The organism is Ferrovibrio sp. (assembly GCF_002796975.1).
Lineage (GTDB): Bacteria > Pseudomonadota > Alphaproteobacteria > Ferrovibrionales > Ferrovibrionaceae > Ferrovibrio.
This window is the reverse complement of the sequence record NZ_PEKV01000012.1, coordinates 197902-211904: the sequence shown is the minus strand read 5'-3', so window position 1 is coordinate 211904 and position 14003 is coordinate 197902. Positions and strand designations below refer to the sequence as shown.

The window sequence follows — 14003 nt, the reverse complement described above, 5'->3', positions numbered from 1 at the left end:
AGGCCGCCGGTAAGCGCCCGGCGGCCTGAAGGTCAAAACCAACAGGGAGGAAACTATGACTAACTAAATCTGTAACGGCCCCAGTATCGCCGGCCGCACTTAAGATTTCGTGAAGCAGCGCCGATCCTGTATGGTCAAGGACATGACAAAACTGGCCGAAATGTCACAGGAGACGCCGGACGAGGCCTTGCCGGGTCTGGTGCAGGACCGGCTGCTGGATGCCGCGCTGGCCTGTTTCCGCCGCCTGGGCAGCAAGCGCACCCGCATCGAAGACATTGCTGCGGAAGCCGGAATCGCTCGCACGGCAGTCTACCGGCATTACCAGAACAAGCGCGCCATCGTGGCCGCACTCGCCAGCCGCTGGCTGGCCGAGGATGAGACCCGGCTGGCCGCCATCGCCCGCGATACCGGCCGCAGCCCGGCCGCCCGGCTGCACGCGTTTCTGCTGAAGGATGCTGAAAATACAAGACGTTACCTGTCCGACCCCTGCCTGGTCGAGGTGCTGGACGAGGTGATGAAAAACCTTGCCGGCATGCTGCGGCAGCATCGCAGCCATATCCGCCGCCACCTGACCGGCCTGCTGGCCGAAGGCAGCACGGCGGGCGCCTTCCGCGGTGAGCCGTCCGACAAGCTCGCCGTCGCCATCGACGACCTGATGAGCCGCTTCCACGACCCGCGCCTGGCCACCGATCTGGACAAAAATGTCTGGCAGGACCGCGCTTTGGCCGCCGTCGACATGATCCTGAGAACTGTTCGGGCACGCTGATCGATTTTGACATATGACATTATTTGTCACATGCCTCAACAATGACCCCGATCCGGAAATTTCCGACCCCCTATGGCGTGGCCGCCCTGCTGGCCGTCTGGCTGCGCTGGCGAGGCCTCCGGCGCTCTGGCCGGTCAGCCGGGCCTGATGACACTGGCTGGCCTGAATGACCATCCGGCGCCGAAAAATTTGTCAGACAACCAGACAAATTTCCGACCCCGGCGCGGCCTGGCAGCAGGGCTTTCTGAGCCCGAACCAGGTGCCCGTCAAGGCGGTCCCGGCGGGAACCGTCTTTGCACGGATCGAACCGTCCTGCCCATCCAGGCCGAGCCCGGCGTGACATTCTGTCGGGTGGCATTGCGGCATGCCGGGGCGGAGATGTCCGACCTTGTGCTGGCGCATCTCCGCACGCCCGGCTAGGCCGCCGCGGCAAGACCGCGGCGCGACAACAGGCGCTGCACGATCCCGTCGACGCCCTGCTCGGCTTTGGCAATCGACGCCGCCAGTCTGTCGTCGGCGAACTCGTCGTATTCGACCGCCACTGATTCCACGTCGGTGATGCCGATATAGGCGAAGGCGGTGCGCGTGCTGGCTTCGACATGGTTCATTGCCGCAATCCGCCCGCCGGCGTCGTAGCCGTAGTCACCGCGCGACCCCAGCAGCACCAGTGTCTTGTTCTGCGCAGCAAGCAGCGGCCAGTAAGGCTCGCCGTCCCGCGTACGATCGAAACCAAACGTACGGCCAACGCGCACGATGTTATCGATATACGCCTTGAACTGCGCCGGCGGGCCGAAATTATACATCGGCAATCCGGCAACGATGACATCGGCGGCAATCACCTCATCGATCAGCCGGTCGCTTAGCGAAAGTGTCTCGCGCATCCATGGTTCGCGCTGCTCCGGCGCGGTGAAAGCAGCATGAATCCAGTCGCCCGTTACCGGCGGCGGCGGGTGCTGGCCGAGATCGCGCTGCATCACCGCGTCCTGCGGGCGCATCTCACGCCAGCGCGACAGGAAGCGCGCGGTCAGGCGGCGCGTATGCGAACCGAAACGATGCGTGGCCGAACTTTGCGGCCGGGCGCTGGCATCGAGAACAAGAAGCGTGGTCATGCGATCTCCATGGATGAGGAAAATGTGACGCAGACCACGTAAGCGACGCCACATATCCCGACAAATGCGAATTGCTCAGGCCGATGGCTGACCTAGATTCAGCCATATGACACAGGCCAGAAAACTGCCGCCACTCGGCGCATTGCGTGCTTTCGAGGCCGCCGCGCGCCATCTCAGCTTCAAGGCCGCTGCCGACGAACTCGGCGTGACGCCGACCGCGATCAGCCACCAGTTGCGCCTGCTGGAAGACAGCATCGGCCAGCGCCTGTTCGTCCGGCAGATCCGCAAGGTCACGCTCACGCCGGCCGGCGAAGCGCTCTATCCGGTTCTGCGCGACGGGCTCGACTCCTTCGCACTCACCCTCGAACGGTTACGCGCGGGACCGCAGCGACAGCGCCTGACGCTGTCGGCCACGCCGGCCTTCGTCGCCAGATGGCTGCTGCCGCGACTGGGCGACTGGCAGGCACGCCATCCAGAGATCGACCTGCATCTGCATGCCTCGGAAGCGCCGGTGGATTTCAGCGGGATCGGCACCGGGGGCAGCGCCGATGCCGCGATCCGTTATGGCCGCGGCAACTGGCCTGACCTGCACAGCGAACTGTTGTTGCCCAGCCTCTTCGCGCCGGTGGCCAGTCCACGGCTGAAACTTCGCAAGCCTGCCGATCTGAACAACCAGACCCTGCTGCATTTCGACTGGCGCCTGAGGCGACGCGACACGCCAACCTGGAAACGCTGGGCTGACGAGGCCGATGTCGAACTGGATGTCGCCGGCGGGCTGCGTTTCAGCGACGAAAGCCATGCCATCCAGGCCGCCATCGCCGGCCAGGGCGTTGCGCTGCTAGGTTTGCCGCTGGTGGCGGCCGAACTGGCAAGCGGCGCGCTGGTGCAGCCCTTCGGACCGGTGCTGCAGGGCGACGGCTATCATCTGGTGATGCCGCCGGAACGCCTGGCGCAGCCGGGCATCGTTGCGCTGCAAGGCTGGCTGCGGGATGCAGCGCGGGATTCTACTTCTTGAAGAAGCTGTCGGCTGTGCCGCGCGCCGCCTCTTTGCTTTTGATCACATCGCGGATGGTGGCGATCTCGGCCTCAAGTTCGGCAATGCGTTCCTCGAGGCTCTCGATCGACATGGTTTCGAATTTCGGCAGTGCCGGCTTGCGCGTCTGAGCTTCATCCCAATCCATTCCGGCCTCCCGTTTCAGCTTGGCCCCATACTAGCCTCGGCCGGAAAGCCGGATAAAGCGAAAGCTGACGGCTTGCCGTCCGGCACCGCTGCGATTAGATCACGGGCAGACCTTTTCGGGAGACAGACATGCTGCCCAACACCATGACCGTGATCGAGATCAGCCAGTCCGGCGGGCCCGAAGTGCTGAAGCCCGCCGAGCGCCCCATGGTGCAGCCTGCCGCCGGCGAGGTGCTGATCAAGGTGCATGCCGCCGGCGTGAACCGCCCGGACGTGCTGCAGCGCGCCGGCATGTATCCGCCGCCGCCCGGCGCGCCGGACACGCCGGGCCTGGAAGTGGCTGGCGAGATCGCCGCTATTGGAGCAGGCGTCCAGAGATGGAAGCTGGGCGACAAGGTCTGCGCGCTGGTCGCCGGCGGCGGCTATGCCACCTACTGCACCGCGCCGGCCGAACAATGCCTGCCGGTTCCCGCCGGTCTCGACATGGCCGAAGCCGCGGCCCTGCCGGAGAACTGGTTCACCGTGTGGACCAACATCGCCGATCGCGGCGGACTGAAGCCCGGCGAAAGCATTCTCATTCATGGCGGCGCCTCGGGTATCGGCGTCGCAGCGATCCAGCTTGCCAGACTGCTTGGCGCGAAACGCATCTTCGCAACCGCCGGCACCGACGAGAAATGCCGCTTCTGCGAAAGCCTCGGCGTCGAGAAGGCGATCAACTACAAGACCGAGGATTTCGCCGCGCGCATCGGTGAACTCACCGACGGCAAGGGCGTAGATGTCATCCTCGACATGGTAGGCGGCAAATACTTCGCGCCGAACATCAAGGCGCTGGCCGAGGAAGGCCGGCTGGTGATCATCGCCGTGCAGGGCGGCCCGAAGGGCGAAGGCGATCTCAGCCTGCTGATGCGCAAGCGCCTGACCGTGACCGGCTCGACGCTGCGGCCGCGCCCGGTGGCCTTCAAAGGCGAGATCGCCCAGGCACTGGAGGCGAAGGTCTGGCCGGCTTTTGCCGATGGCCGGCTGAAAGCCATCATCGACAGCCGCTTCCCGCTCAGCCAGGCCGCTCAGGCTCATGCCCGGATCGACCATGGCGACCATGTCGGCAAAGTTTTGCTGGTGATCTGACGTAAAAACAATAACTTAACCCGCCCCGGGCGGTTGCGCCCCGGGGGTGTTGCACTATATTGTCGCGCGAATTTCGCCCCGCGGGCGGCCGCTGACCGCGGCCGGCTGCCTGAGAAGGATTTTACCCATGGCATTGCCGTTGATGCCCAAAGCCACCGCCGTGTGGCTGATCGACAATACCAAGCTGACCTTTGACCAGATTGCCCGCTTCTGCGGCCTGCATGTGCTGGAAGTGAAGGGCATTGCCGACGGCGAAGTGGCCATCGGTATCGTCGGTCTCGATCCGGTCGCCAACGGCCAGCTCGGCCCGAACGAAATCGAGCGCTGCGAGAAGGATCCGAGCGGCGACCTCAAGCTGCTGGCGCCGACTGTGCCGCTGCAGCGCCATAAGACCAAGGGTGCCAAGTATACGCCGGTCTCCAAGCGCCAGGATCGTCCCGATGCCATCGCCTGGCTGCTGAAATATCATCCGGAAGTGCAGACTGCGCAGATCCAGAAGCTGCTCGGCACCACCAAGGCGACAATTGATCGCGTGAAGAACCACACGCATCCCAACCACGCCAACATCAAGCCGCGCGATCCGGTCTATCTCGGCATCTGCAGCCAGATGGAACTCGACCGTGTGCTGCTGCTCGCCAACAAGCGCAAGCAGAACAAGGAAAAGCGCGACGCGCGCGAAGCCCGCGCCAAGGCGCGCGGCGCGGATGCCGCTGCGACTGCATCGGAAACACCGGCCGCTGAAGCGGCGAATGAGCCGGCCGGTAACGACGAGAACTGATCGCAACTGCCAGCGCAGCTGGATCGTTACGCCTGACATCGCAAGCGCCGCCGGTCCGATTACCGGCGGCGTTTTTGTTTGCGGACCCCAAACTGTTTGCGGACCAATAAGATTACTGGTCCGACCTGCAACCCCACGCGAAATCCCACTCTCGCTCTGACTGCCGCGTGCTTTTTTCGCGGTGCGAAAGGCCATACCGCCGGGTTATCAGGTCATTCTCTAAGAAAACCTAGGCACTGCATGATGTTTCGGTTATTGCTTCGTGAACCGCCGGCATGAACCATCGTGAAGAATGGTGCCGGCAGAAACAGGTCGCGGGGCGTTTCCAGTATGCTCGTTTTCATCATCAGACGCCTGATGCAGGCGGCGTTGGTCATGGCAGTCATGTCGGTGCTGGTGTTTGTCGGCATCTACATGATCGGCGATCCGCTCGCGATCCTGGTCAGCCCGGAAGCCACCGAACTCGACCGTGAAGCCATCGCGAGGTCGCTCGGTCTCGACCGGCCGATGTGGGAACAGTATTTCACTTTCGTCACCTCGGCCCTGCAGGGCAATTTCGGCAAGTCCTTCGTCTTCGGCCAACCGGCGATCAACCTGATCCTCGAACGCATGCCGGCGACGCTGGAACTGGCACTGATCGCCACCGTCACGTCGGTGGTCATCGGCGTGCCGCTCGGGCTTTATGCCGGACTGAAGCATGAAACCGTCACCGCCCGCGCCATCATGGCCGGCTCGGTGCTCGGCTTCTCGCTGCCGAATTTCTGGGTCGGCCTGATGCTGATCATGGTGTTTGCCGTGCAGCTCGGCTGGCTGCCGGCCTCCGGTCGCGGCCCGACGATGGAGGTGCTCGGCATTCAGGTCAGCTTCCTGACGCTGGCCGGCTGGAAACACCTGGCGCTGCCGGCGCTCACGCTCGGCCTGTCGAAATGCGCGCTGATCATCCGCCTTGCCCGCGCCACCGCGCGCGAGGTGATGCTGATGGATTATGTGAAATTTGCGCGCGCCAAGGGCCTGAACGAGAGACGCGTCATCGGCGTGCATATCCTGAAGAACATCATGGTGCCGATCACCACCGTCACCGGCCTGGAGCTCGGCAGCCTGATCGCCTTTGCCGTCATCACCGAAACGATCTTCTCCTGGCCCGGCATGGGCAAGCTGCTGATCGATTCCATTGTGAATCTCGACCGCCCGGTCGTGGTGGCCTATCTGATCGTCGTCGTCTTCCTGCTGGTGACCATCAGCCTGATCGTCGACATCCTTTATTCCGTGCTCGATCCGCGCGTGCGTCTGGGAGAAGCCAAATGAGCCAGACCCCAGCCACTGTTGGCGCCACTCCGACTGCTGCGCCGCTTGTCAACACCGAGGCGCCCTGGAAGCGCATTGTCGCCGAATTCGCCGAAAGCAAGCTGGCCATGCTCGGCCTCGTGCTGCTGGTGCTGATGATCGGCGCATCGCTGATCGCGCCGCTGATCTCGCCGCAGGATCCCTACGATCTCGCCAAGCTCGACATCATGGATGCCCGCCTGCCGCCCGGCGAAGTTGCCGGCGAAGGCTTCACCTTCCTGCTCGGCAGCGATGGCCAGGGCCGCGACATGCTGAGTGCCATGCTCTACGGCCTGCGCATCTCGCTGATGGTCGGTGTCGTCTCGGTGGTGGTGGCGCTGGGTATCGGCGCCGTGGCCGGCTTGCTGGCCGCCTATACCGGCGGCAAGGTCGACGCGCTAATCATGCGTTTTGTCGATATCCAGCTTTCCTTTCCCGCCATCCTGATCGCCCTGATCCTGCTGGCCATGCTGGGCAACGGCGTCGACAAGGTGATCTTCGCCCTGGTCGCCGTGCAATGGGCCTATTTCGCCCGCGCCTCGCATGGCGCTGCCCTGGTGGAACGCAACAAGGAATATATCGAGGCGGCGCGCTGCCTCGGCATCAGCAAGACCCGCATGCTGCTGAAGCACCTGCTGCCCAACTGCATGCCGCCGCTGATCGTGATCGCCACCATCAACATCGCCCGCGCCATCACGCTGGAAGCCACGCTCAGCTTCCTCGGCCTCGGCGTGCCGGTGACCGAGCCGTCGCTGGGCATGCTGATCTCCAACGGCTTCGACTACCTGCTCAGCGGCGTCTACTGGATTTCGCTATTCCCCGGTGTCGTCCTCACCGTGGTGATCATCGCCATCAATCTGGTCGGCGATCAGCTTCGCGACGTCCTCAATCCCCGCCTCAAGCGTTAAGGCCAGCAGCCCATGACCGCCACGCTCCAGGTCGAGAATCTCGAGACCCAGTTTCCCACCCGCGACGGCATCGTGCGTGCCGTCGACGGCGTCAGCTTCTCCGTCGATGCCGGCGAAATCCTCGGCCTCGTCGGCGAGTCCGGTTCAGGCAAGTCGATCACCGGCTTCACCATCCTGGGGCTGATCGATCCGCCCGGCCGCATCGCCAATGGCAGCGTCAAGTTCAAGGGCGAGGAACTGACCACTGCCAGCCCGGAACGGCTGCGCAGTCTGCGCGGCGCGCGCATCGCGATGATCTTCCAGGATCCGATGATGACCCTGAACCCGGTGCTGCGCGTCGACACCCAGATGATCGAGACGGTGCAGGCCCACGAAAAGGTCAGCGAGAAAGCCGCCCGCGCCCGCTGCATCGAGGCACTGCAGGCGGTCGGCATCGCGGCGCCGGAAGAGCGGCTGAAATCCTATCCGCACCAGTTCTCCGGCGGCATGCGCCAGCGTATCGCCATCGCCACGGCTTTGCTGCACAAGCCCGACCTGATCATCGCCGACGAGCCGACCACCGCGCTCGATGTCACCATCCAGGGCCAGATCCTGTATGAGATGCGCAAACTCTGCCGCGACACCGGCACGGCGCTGATCTGGATTACGCATGATCTCTCCGTGGTGGCCGGCCTCGCCGACCGCATCATGGTGATGTATGCCGGCAAGATCGTGGAAACCGGCGCCATCGACACGGTGATCGAACGGCCGCAGCATCCCTATACGCGCGGCCTGATCGGCTCCGTGCCCGGCGCGATGCCGCGCGGCAAGCGCCTGTTCCAGATCCCGGGCATGGCGCCCGCGCCGCTCAATCTGCCGCCGGGCTGCCGCTTCAAGGCCCGCTGCAGCCGTGCCGACGCGGTCTGCGACACCATGCCCGAACTGGTCGAACTCGATCCGGGCCACCGCGCCCGCTGCCATCATCCTTATGACGCCATGCCGCTGAGCCCGGCGGAGGTTGCCTCGTGAACGCCGCTCCTATTCTTGAACTGAAGGGCGTGTCCAAGCGCTTCGTCTGGCGTCTGGATATCGCAGCCAGGATCGCCAACCTGTTCGGCGCCGGCCTGAAGGAACGCGCCGTCCATGCCGTGAACCATGTCGATCTCGCCATCCAGGAAGGCGAAGTGGTCGGTCTGGTCGGCGAAAGCGGCTGCGGCAAGTCCACGCTGGGGCGCATCGTGGCCGGCATCATGGATGCCACCGAAGGCAGCATCAGTTATCGCGGCAAGGTCATTGCTGATCGCAGCAGCGAGGAGCAGCGCGCCTATCAGCTCGGCGTGCAGATGATCTTCCAGGATCCCTATGCCTCGCTCAATCCGCGCATGCGGGTGGAAGAGATCATCGGCGAGGCCCCGGTGGCGCATGGCCTGATCAAGCGCCATGAAATGGGCGACTATGTCGAGAAGATCATGCTGCAGGTCGGCCTCGACCCGCGCTACCGCAAGCGCTATCCGCACCAGTTCTCCGGCGGCCAGCGCCAGCGTATCGGCATCGCCCGTGCGCTCGCCGTAAAGCCGCAGTTCATCGTCTGCGACGAGGCGGTGGCCGCGCTCGACGTGTCGATCCAGGCACAGGTGCTGAACCTGTTCATGGACCTGCGCGAGCAGCTCGGCCTGACCTATCTGTTCATCAGCCACAATCTGTCGGTGGTGGAGCATATCTCCGACCGCGTGGTGATCATGTATCTCGGCCGCGTGGTGGAAAGCGCGCCGACCGAGCAGCTGTTCGCCGCGCCGAACCATCCGTATACGCAGGCGCTGCTGGCCGAAGCGCCCAAGCTGGTGGCGGAGCGACGCGATTACATGCCGATCAAGGGCGAGATTCCGTCGCCGCTCAATCCGCCACCGGGATGTCATTTCCATCCGCGCTGCCCGAAGGCATTTGCCCGCTGCAAGGCGGAAGTGCCTGCACTGAAAGAGATTGCGCCGGGACGGCTGTCGGCCTGTCATCTCAACGATGCGGCATAGTTCCGCATCGTTCATGGGCTGACTCGAATTTAGGCACGATTCGATCACAGCCTTGTAACGGCCCTAAACGGCGGAAATCGGAACCTTAGGGATCGGGGCCCCGTTTTTGGTGTGAAAGAAACGTCCGCCGGATGCGGGCGTGCACACCGAAGGAGGCCAGCCATGCGCAAGGCCATCTCATCCAGTGCGTTTCTGTTCCCAGCCCTGACAATGATTGGCGTCTCGCTCGTTTCCACCGCCGCACTGACGACGCCCGCCCGGGCGCAGCAGGCCATGCTCTGCGGCCTGCGCGACGATATGGGCAAGATGCTGGATCAGCGCTTCGGCGAACAGCCGCAGGCCGGTGGCATCGTCGGCGATCGCATCGTCGAACTGCTGGTGTCGCAGAGCGGCTCCTGGACGATCCTGATCACCGGCGCCGACGGCCGCTCCTGCGTCGTCACCGGCGGCGACGACTGGACCGATCAGCCAGTCACCTCACCGAGCAAGGTGAAGGCCGACAAGGTGAAGATCGAGTCGACGCTGTAAACTCAGGCGGCGACGGGAGGCTTCACCCGGAACCAGGCGGCATAGAGCGCCGGCAGGAACAATACGGTCAGCAGCGTTGCTACCAGCAGGCCGCCGATGATGGTGTAGGCCATCGGACCCCAGAAGTTGCTGGTCGACAGCGGGATCATGCCGAGGATCGCGGCCAGCGCGGTCAGGATGATCGGGCGGAACCGTCGCAGCGTCGCATTCACGATCGCGTCCCAGGCCGCCTCGCCGCCGGCGATATCCTGCTCGATCTGGTCGACCAGGATCACCGAGTTGCGCATGATCATGCCGGCCAGTGCAATCGCACCCAGCATGGCGACGAAACCGAAGGGCACATGGAAGGCGAGCAGGCCGAGCGTGACGCCGATCAGACCGAGCGGCGCGGTCAGCAGCACCAGCAGCATGCGCGACACCGACTGCAGCTGCACCATCAGCAGCGTGACCATGATCATGATCATCACCGGCACGACCGCACCGATCGAGGCATTGGCCTTGGCGCTTTCCTCGATGGCGCCACCCATGACGACGCGGTAATTCGGCGGCAGGTGTTTGCGCAGCTCGTCCAGCTTCGGCTCGATCTGCATCGACACCACCGGCGCCTGAATGCCGTCGATGATATCGGCGCGCACGGTGATCACCGGCTGGCGGTCGCGCCGCCAGATGATGCCCTCTTCCAATTCGTAGGAGACTTCCGCCACCTGGCCCAGCGGCACGGCGCGGCTGCTTTCGGCGCCCGCGACATTGAGATCCTTGATGCCGTTGAGGCTGAGGCGTTCGGCGGCTTCGGCACGCGCCACCACGTCGATCAGTTCGCGGCCCTCGCGATACTGCGTGACCGTGAGCCCCGAAACGATGGAGTTCAGGGTCGTCGCCAGATCCTGCGAGGAAATCCCGAGCAGGCGCGCCTTGGCCTGGTCGACATCCAGCTTCACCACCTTGCTGAGTTCGTTCCAGTCGGGGTTGACGTCGCGCGTGTTGGGGTTCGTTCGCATCACATCGGCGACCTGGAAGGCGATGCGGCGCACCTCCATCGGGTCCGGCCCGCTGACACGGAACTGCACCGGGAAGCCGACGGGAGGTCCGTTCTCGAGCCGGTTGACGCGACCGCGCAGCAGGATGAAATCGTCCTGGAAGGCCTTCACCAGCTTGTCGCGCACGCGCTCGCGCTCGGCATCGCCCTTGGTGAGGACGACCACCTGCGCGAAATTGTCGTTCGGCAGCTGGATATCCAGCGGCAGATAGAAGCGCGGCGCACCGGCGCCCACGTAAGTCGTGTAGCTGACGATATCGGCGTCATCCTTGAGCAACGCTTCCAGCTTCAGCGCCTCCTGCCCGGTCGCCTGAATGGAGGCGCCCTGTGGCAGGCGCAGGTCGACCATGAGTTCCGGCCGGTTCGAGGACGGGAAGAACTGCTGCTGCACCAGGCCGAAACCGCCGACGCTGAGCAGGAAGATGCCGGCCGTGCTGGCGATGACGATCCAGCGCCGCCGCACGCACCAGTCCACCACCGGCCGCACATAGCGGTAGACACCCCTGTGGTACACGTCTTCGCCATGATGACCGGCCTTGGGCTGCGGCAGGATCGTGTAGCCGATGAAAGGCGTGAAGATCACCGCCACCACCCACGACACCAGCAGCGAGATCGTCACCACCGCGAAGATCGAGAAAGTGTATTCGCCGGCCGAAGACTTGGCGAAACCGACCGGCACGAAACCGGCCGCGGTGATCAGCGTGCCGGTCAGCATCGGGAAGGCCGTCGAGGTATAGGCGAAGCTGGCCGCCCGGAAGCGGTCGAAACCCTGCTCCATCTTCACCTGCATCATCTCGACCGCGATGATCGCGTCGTCCACCAAAAGCCCGAGCGAGATGATCAGCGCACCGAGCGAGATGCGGTGGAAATCGATGCCGAAAATCTGCATGCACACAAAGGTAATGGCCAGTACCAGCGGGATGCAGAGCATCACCACCATCCCGCTGCGTAGCCCTAAGCTGAGGAAACTGACGCCAAGCACGATCACCACGGCTTCCAGCAGCACCTGCATGAATTCCGAGATCGAGCGCTGCACCACCGTGGGCTGGTCGGCGACCTGCAGCATCTCGATGCCGATCGGCATGTCGGCCTTCAGCCGTTTCATGGTGGCGTCGAGCTGCTTACCCAGTTCGATCATGTTGCCGCCCTTGGCCATCGAGATGGCAAGCCCGATGGCTTCCTGGCCGTTGTACCGCAGCCGCGGGCTCGGCGGATCGGCATAGTCGCGCTTGATATCGGCGATGTCGCCGAGCCGGATCAGCCGGCCGTTGGCCTGCAGCGAAAGCTCGGCCAGCTTGCGACCGCTTTCGATATCGCCGCTGACACGGGTGGCGATGCGGTCCGACGAGGTCTGCACCACGCCCGATGCCGTCTGGGCATTCTGCGCCTGGATGACGTCGAGCACCTGCTGCGGGCTGATGCCCAGATTGGCGAGTTTCTTGTTGGAGAATTCGATAAAGATGCGTTCGGGCTGCACCCCAAGCAGGTCGGCCTTGCCGACATTGCGGATGCGCAGCAGCTCCTCGCGCACATCTTCCACGTAATCCTTCAGCTCGCGATGAGTGAAGCCATCGGAGGTGAAGGCATAGATGGTGCCGAAAGTGTCGCCGAATTCGTCGTTGAAATACGGCCCCTGCACGCCGGCCGGCAAGGTATGGCGGATATCGCCGACCTTCTTGCGCACCTCGTACCACACACCCGATACCGCCTTGGGCGGCGTGCTGTCGCGCAGCGTGACGAAGATCGTCGACTCGGCCGCCTTGGAATAGCTGCGCACATTGTCGAGATACGGCGTCTCCTGCAGCTTCTTCTCGATCTTGTCGGTGACCTGCTGCTCGACCTCGCGCGCCGTGGCGCCGGGCCAGTTGGTGCGCACAATCATCACCTTGAAGGTGAAGTCGGGATCTTCGGCGCGGCCGAGCTGCATGTAGGACATCGCGCCGGCTGCCAGCAGCAGCACCATCAGGAAGCCGATCAGCGAGCGATGCCGCAGCGCCCAGGCAGACAGGTTGAAGCGGCCGATACCATCGGCATCGGCAGGCGCAGTCTGATGCTCGCTCATTACTTCTTCCCCGCCGCGGTCTGCACTTCGGGCAGCAGGCGCACGGTCTGGCCGGGGATCAGCTTATGCACGCCGGCGGTGACGACCTTCTCGCCATCCTTCAGGCCAGCGGCGATCAGCACCGCCTTGTCGATATAGGCGGCGACTGTGACCGGACGAAGTTCGACCTTGCCCTCGCCTTCTCCCGCGGGGCCGGTATAGATCCAGACTGCCGGCTCCGCGCCCTGCTGATAGAGCGCCGAGAGCGGCAGCGCGACCACAGAGGCATCCGAGCGGCGCACGATGGAAACTGTCGAGGTCATGCCGAGCCGCATGCCGGCCGGCGGATTCTGCACTGCCACTTTCACGGCATAGGTGCGGGTGGCCGGGTCGGCACCTGGCGCGATCTCACGCACCACGCCGCTGTATTCCTTGTCGGGCTGCGCCCAGAGGCTGATGGCGATGGCGGTGGCACTGCGCAATTCATCCAGCCGGTTTTCGGCGACGTTGAACACCACTTCCTTCTCTTCCGGCCGCGCCAGCTTCATCACCGTCTGGCCGGCAGAGACCACCTGTCCGGTCTCGATGCTGATGCCGGTGATCACGCCATCGGCATCGGCATGCAGTTCGGTATAGTCCATCTGGTTCTGCGCCGAGCGATGCTGTGAGCGAGCACTATCAAGCTGCGCCTCGGCGGTGTTGTAGGTGTTCTGCCGGCGGTCGAGTTCCGCCTGGCTGATCACCCGGCTTTCGAACAGCTTGCGATAGCGGTTCAGCTCGGTCTGCGCCTGGTTGAAATTCGCCTGGGCGGCACTGAGCTGCGCGCGGGCATTCTGGGTGACGAGCCGGGTATCCTCGACATCGAGCCGGGCGAGCAATGCGCCCTTCTTCACTTCCGAGCCGATCTCCACGTAACGCGCGACGATCTTGCCGCCGACCCGGAAGGCCATGTTGGTTTCGTAGCGGGCGCGGATTTCACCGGTATAGCTGGAGCGGCTCTCGTAAACCTCGGGCGCCACTGTGGCGACGCGGACCGGGCGGATCGGCTCCGGTGCCGGCGCTGCACGGTCGCAGCCCGTCAGCAACAGCAGGCCGCCGGCAACGGCCGCAAGGGAGAGTGAATTCCGGATCATACGCATAGCCGCCCTGTTCTGCACACGGCCGCGCGGGAGCGCTCAACGCAATGACCTGAAATCCCCCGGA

At 64.1% G+C, this 14003-nt stretch carries 13 protein-coding genes; 9 read left to right on the top strand and 4 right to left on the bottom strand.

Going from position 1 to position 14003, the window contains the following annotated elements; all coding sequences use genetic code 11:
• Positions 1–142 precede the first annotated feature (142 nt).
• Positions 143–766, top strand: a complete 624-nt coding sequence (locus CTR53_RS14370) for a TetR/AcrR family transcriptional regulator (protein ID WP_290814681.1) — start codon at positions 143–145, stop codon at positions 764–766.
• A 416-nt stretch (positions 767–1182) separates the two neighbouring features.
• On the opposite strand, the gene CTR53_RS14365 is transcribed toward CTR53_RS14370, so the two are convergent.
• Positions 1183–1875 carry an NAD(P)H-dependent oxidoreductase gene (locus CTR53_RS14365; RefSeq protein WP_290814678.1) on the bottom strand — a complete coding sequence of 231 codons (693 nt, stop codon included), beginning with the start codon at positions 1873–1875 and terminating at the stop codon, positions 1183–1185.
• 106 nt (positions 1876–1981) lie between these two features.
• Between CTR53_RS14365 and CTR53_RS14360 the strand changes: the two genes are divergently transcribed.
• Positions 1982–2890 (top strand): LysR substrate-binding domain-containing protein, encoded by a 909-nt coding sequence (locus CTR53_RS14360; RefSeq protein ID WP_290814675.1) that lies wholly within the window; start codon positions 1982–1984, stop codon positions 2888–2890.
• Here CTR53_RS14360 and CTR53_RS14355 read toward each other — a convergent pair.
• On the bottom strand, positions 2880–3056 hold the full coding sequence (locus tag CTR53_RS14355) for a DUF1192 domain-containing protein (RefSeq protein WP_290814672.1): 177 nt from the start codon (positions 3054–3056) through the stop codon (positions 2880–2882). The genes CTR53_RS14360 and CTR53_RS14355 overlap by 11 nt on opposite strands.
• 128 nt (positions 3057–3184) lie before the next feature.
• Between CTR53_RS14355 and CTR53_RS14350 the strand changes: the two genes are divergently transcribed.
• The 7 genes from CTR53_RS14350 (at position 3185) to CTR53_RS14320 (ending at position 9723) form a co-directional block, all read left to right on the top strand.
• Positions 3185–4180, top strand: a complete 996-nt coding sequence (locus CTR53_RS14350; RefSeq protein WP_290814669.1) for an NAD(P)H-quinone oxidoreductase — start codon at positions 3185–3187, stop codon at positions 4178–4180.
• Between the two features lie 127 nt (positions 4181–4307).
• The gene (locus CTR53_RS14345) at positions 4308–4958 is read left to right on the top strand and encodes a cell cycle transcriptional regulator TrcR (RefSeq protein ID WP_290814666.1); all 651 of its coding nucleotides are present in this window, start codon (positions 4308–4310) and stop codon (positions 4956–4958) included.
• 330 nt (positions 4959–5288) lie between these two features.
• Positions 5289–6263: an ABC transporter permease gene (locus CTR53_RS14340; RefSeq protein ID WP_290814663.1), complete on the top strand. Its 975-nt coding sequence runs from the start codon at positions 5289–5291 to the stop codon at positions 6261–6263.
• Positions 6260–7189, top strand: coding sequence for an ABC transporter permease (locus CTR53_RS14335; RefSeq protein ID WP_290814660.1), 930 nt, complete (start codon positions 6260–6262; stop codon positions 7187–7189). The genes CTR53_RS14340 and CTR53_RS14335 overlap by 4 nt, the downstream gene beginning before the upstream one ends.
• 12 nt (positions 7190–7201) lie before the next feature.
• Positions 7202–8197, top strand: a complete 996-nt coding sequence (locus CTR53_RS14330; RefSeq protein ID WP_290814657.1) for an ABC transporter ATP-binding protein — start codon at positions 7202–7204, stop codon at positions 8195–8197.
• The gene (locus CTR53_RS14325) at positions 8194–9195 is read left to right on the top strand and encodes an ABC transporter ATP-binding protein (protein ID WP_290814654.1); all 1002 of its coding nucleotides are present in this window, start codon (positions 8194–8196) and stop codon (positions 9193–9195) included. Before CTR53_RS14330 ends, CTR53_RS14325 begins: the two co-directional genes overlap by 4 nt.
• A gap of 162 nt (positions 9196–9357) precedes the next feature.
• Positions 9358–9723, top strand: a complete 366-nt coding sequence (locus CTR53_RS14320; protein WP_290814651.1) for a hypothetical protein — start codon at positions 9358–9360, stop codon at positions 9721–9723.
• A 2-nt stretch (positions 9724–9725) separates the two neighbouring features.
• Here CTR53_RS14320 and CTR53_RS14315 read toward each other — a convergent pair whose 3' ends face one another.
• Together CTR53_RS14315 and CTR53_RS14310 are read right to left on the bottom strand one after the other, a co-directional pair.
• The gene (locus CTR53_RS14315; RefSeq protein WP_290814647.1) at positions 9726–12821 is read right to left on the bottom strand and encodes an efflux RND transporter permease subunit; all 3096 of its coding nucleotides are present in this window, start codon (positions 12819–12821) and stop codon (positions 9726–9728) included.
• Positions 12821–13939, bottom strand: coding sequence for an efflux RND transporter periplasmic adaptor subunit (locus CTR53_RS14310; protein WP_290814644.1), 1119 nt, complete (start codon positions 13937–13939; stop codon positions 12821–12823). Before CTR53_RS14310 ends, CTR53_RS14315 begins: the two co-directional genes overlap by 1 nt.
• Positions 13940–14003: the final 64 nt, after the last annotated feature.

Coding starts and splice junctions, on each gene's coding strand:
- CTR53_RS14350 (WP_290814669.1), top strand. CDS start 3,185: ATGCTGCCCAACACCATGACCGTGATCGAGATCAGCCAGTCCGGCGGG.
- CTR53_RS14315 (WP_290814647.1), bottom strand. CDS start 12,821: ATGAGCGAGCATCAGACTGCGCCTGCCGATGCCGATGGTATCGGCCGC.
- CTR53_RS14360 (WP_290814675.1), top strand. CDS start 1,982: ATGACACAGGCCAGAAAACTGCCGCCACTCGGCGCATTGCGTGCTTTC.
- CTR53_RS14370 (WP_290814681.1), top strand. CDS start 143: ATGACAAAACTGGCCGAAATGTCACAGGAGACGCCGGACGAGGCCTTG.
- CTR53_RS14335 (WP_290814660.1), top strand. CDS start 6,260: ATGAGCCAGACCCCAGCCACTGTTGGCGCCACTCCGACTGCTGCGCCG.
- CTR53_RS14365 (WP_290814678.1), bottom strand. CDS start 1,875: ATGACCACGCTTCTTGTTCTCGATGCCAGCGCCCGGCCGCAAAGTTCG.
- CTR53_RS14345 (WP_290814666.1), top strand. CDS start 4,308: ATGGCATTGCCGTTGATGCCCAAAGCCACCGCCGTGTGGCTGATCGAC.
- CTR53_RS14355 (WP_290814672.1), bottom strand. CDS start 3,056: ATGGATTGGGATGAAGCTCAGACGCGCAAGCCGGCACTGCCGAAATTC.
- CTR53_RS14310 (WP_290814644.1), bottom strand. CDS start 13,939: ATGCGTATGATCCGGAATTCACTCTCCCTTGCGGCCGTTGCCGGCGGC.
- CTR53_RS14330 (WP_290814657.1), top strand. CDS start 7,202: ATGACCGCCACGCTCCAGGTCGAGAATCTCGAGACCCAGTTTCCCACC.
- CTR53_RS14340 (WP_290814663.1), top strand. CDS start 5,289: ATGCTCGTTTTCATCATCAGACGCCTGATGCAGGCGGCGTTGGTCATG.
- CTR53_RS14320 (WP_290814651.1), top strand. CDS start 9,358: ATGCGCAAGGCCATCTCATCCAGTGCGTTTCTGTTCCCAGCCCTGACA.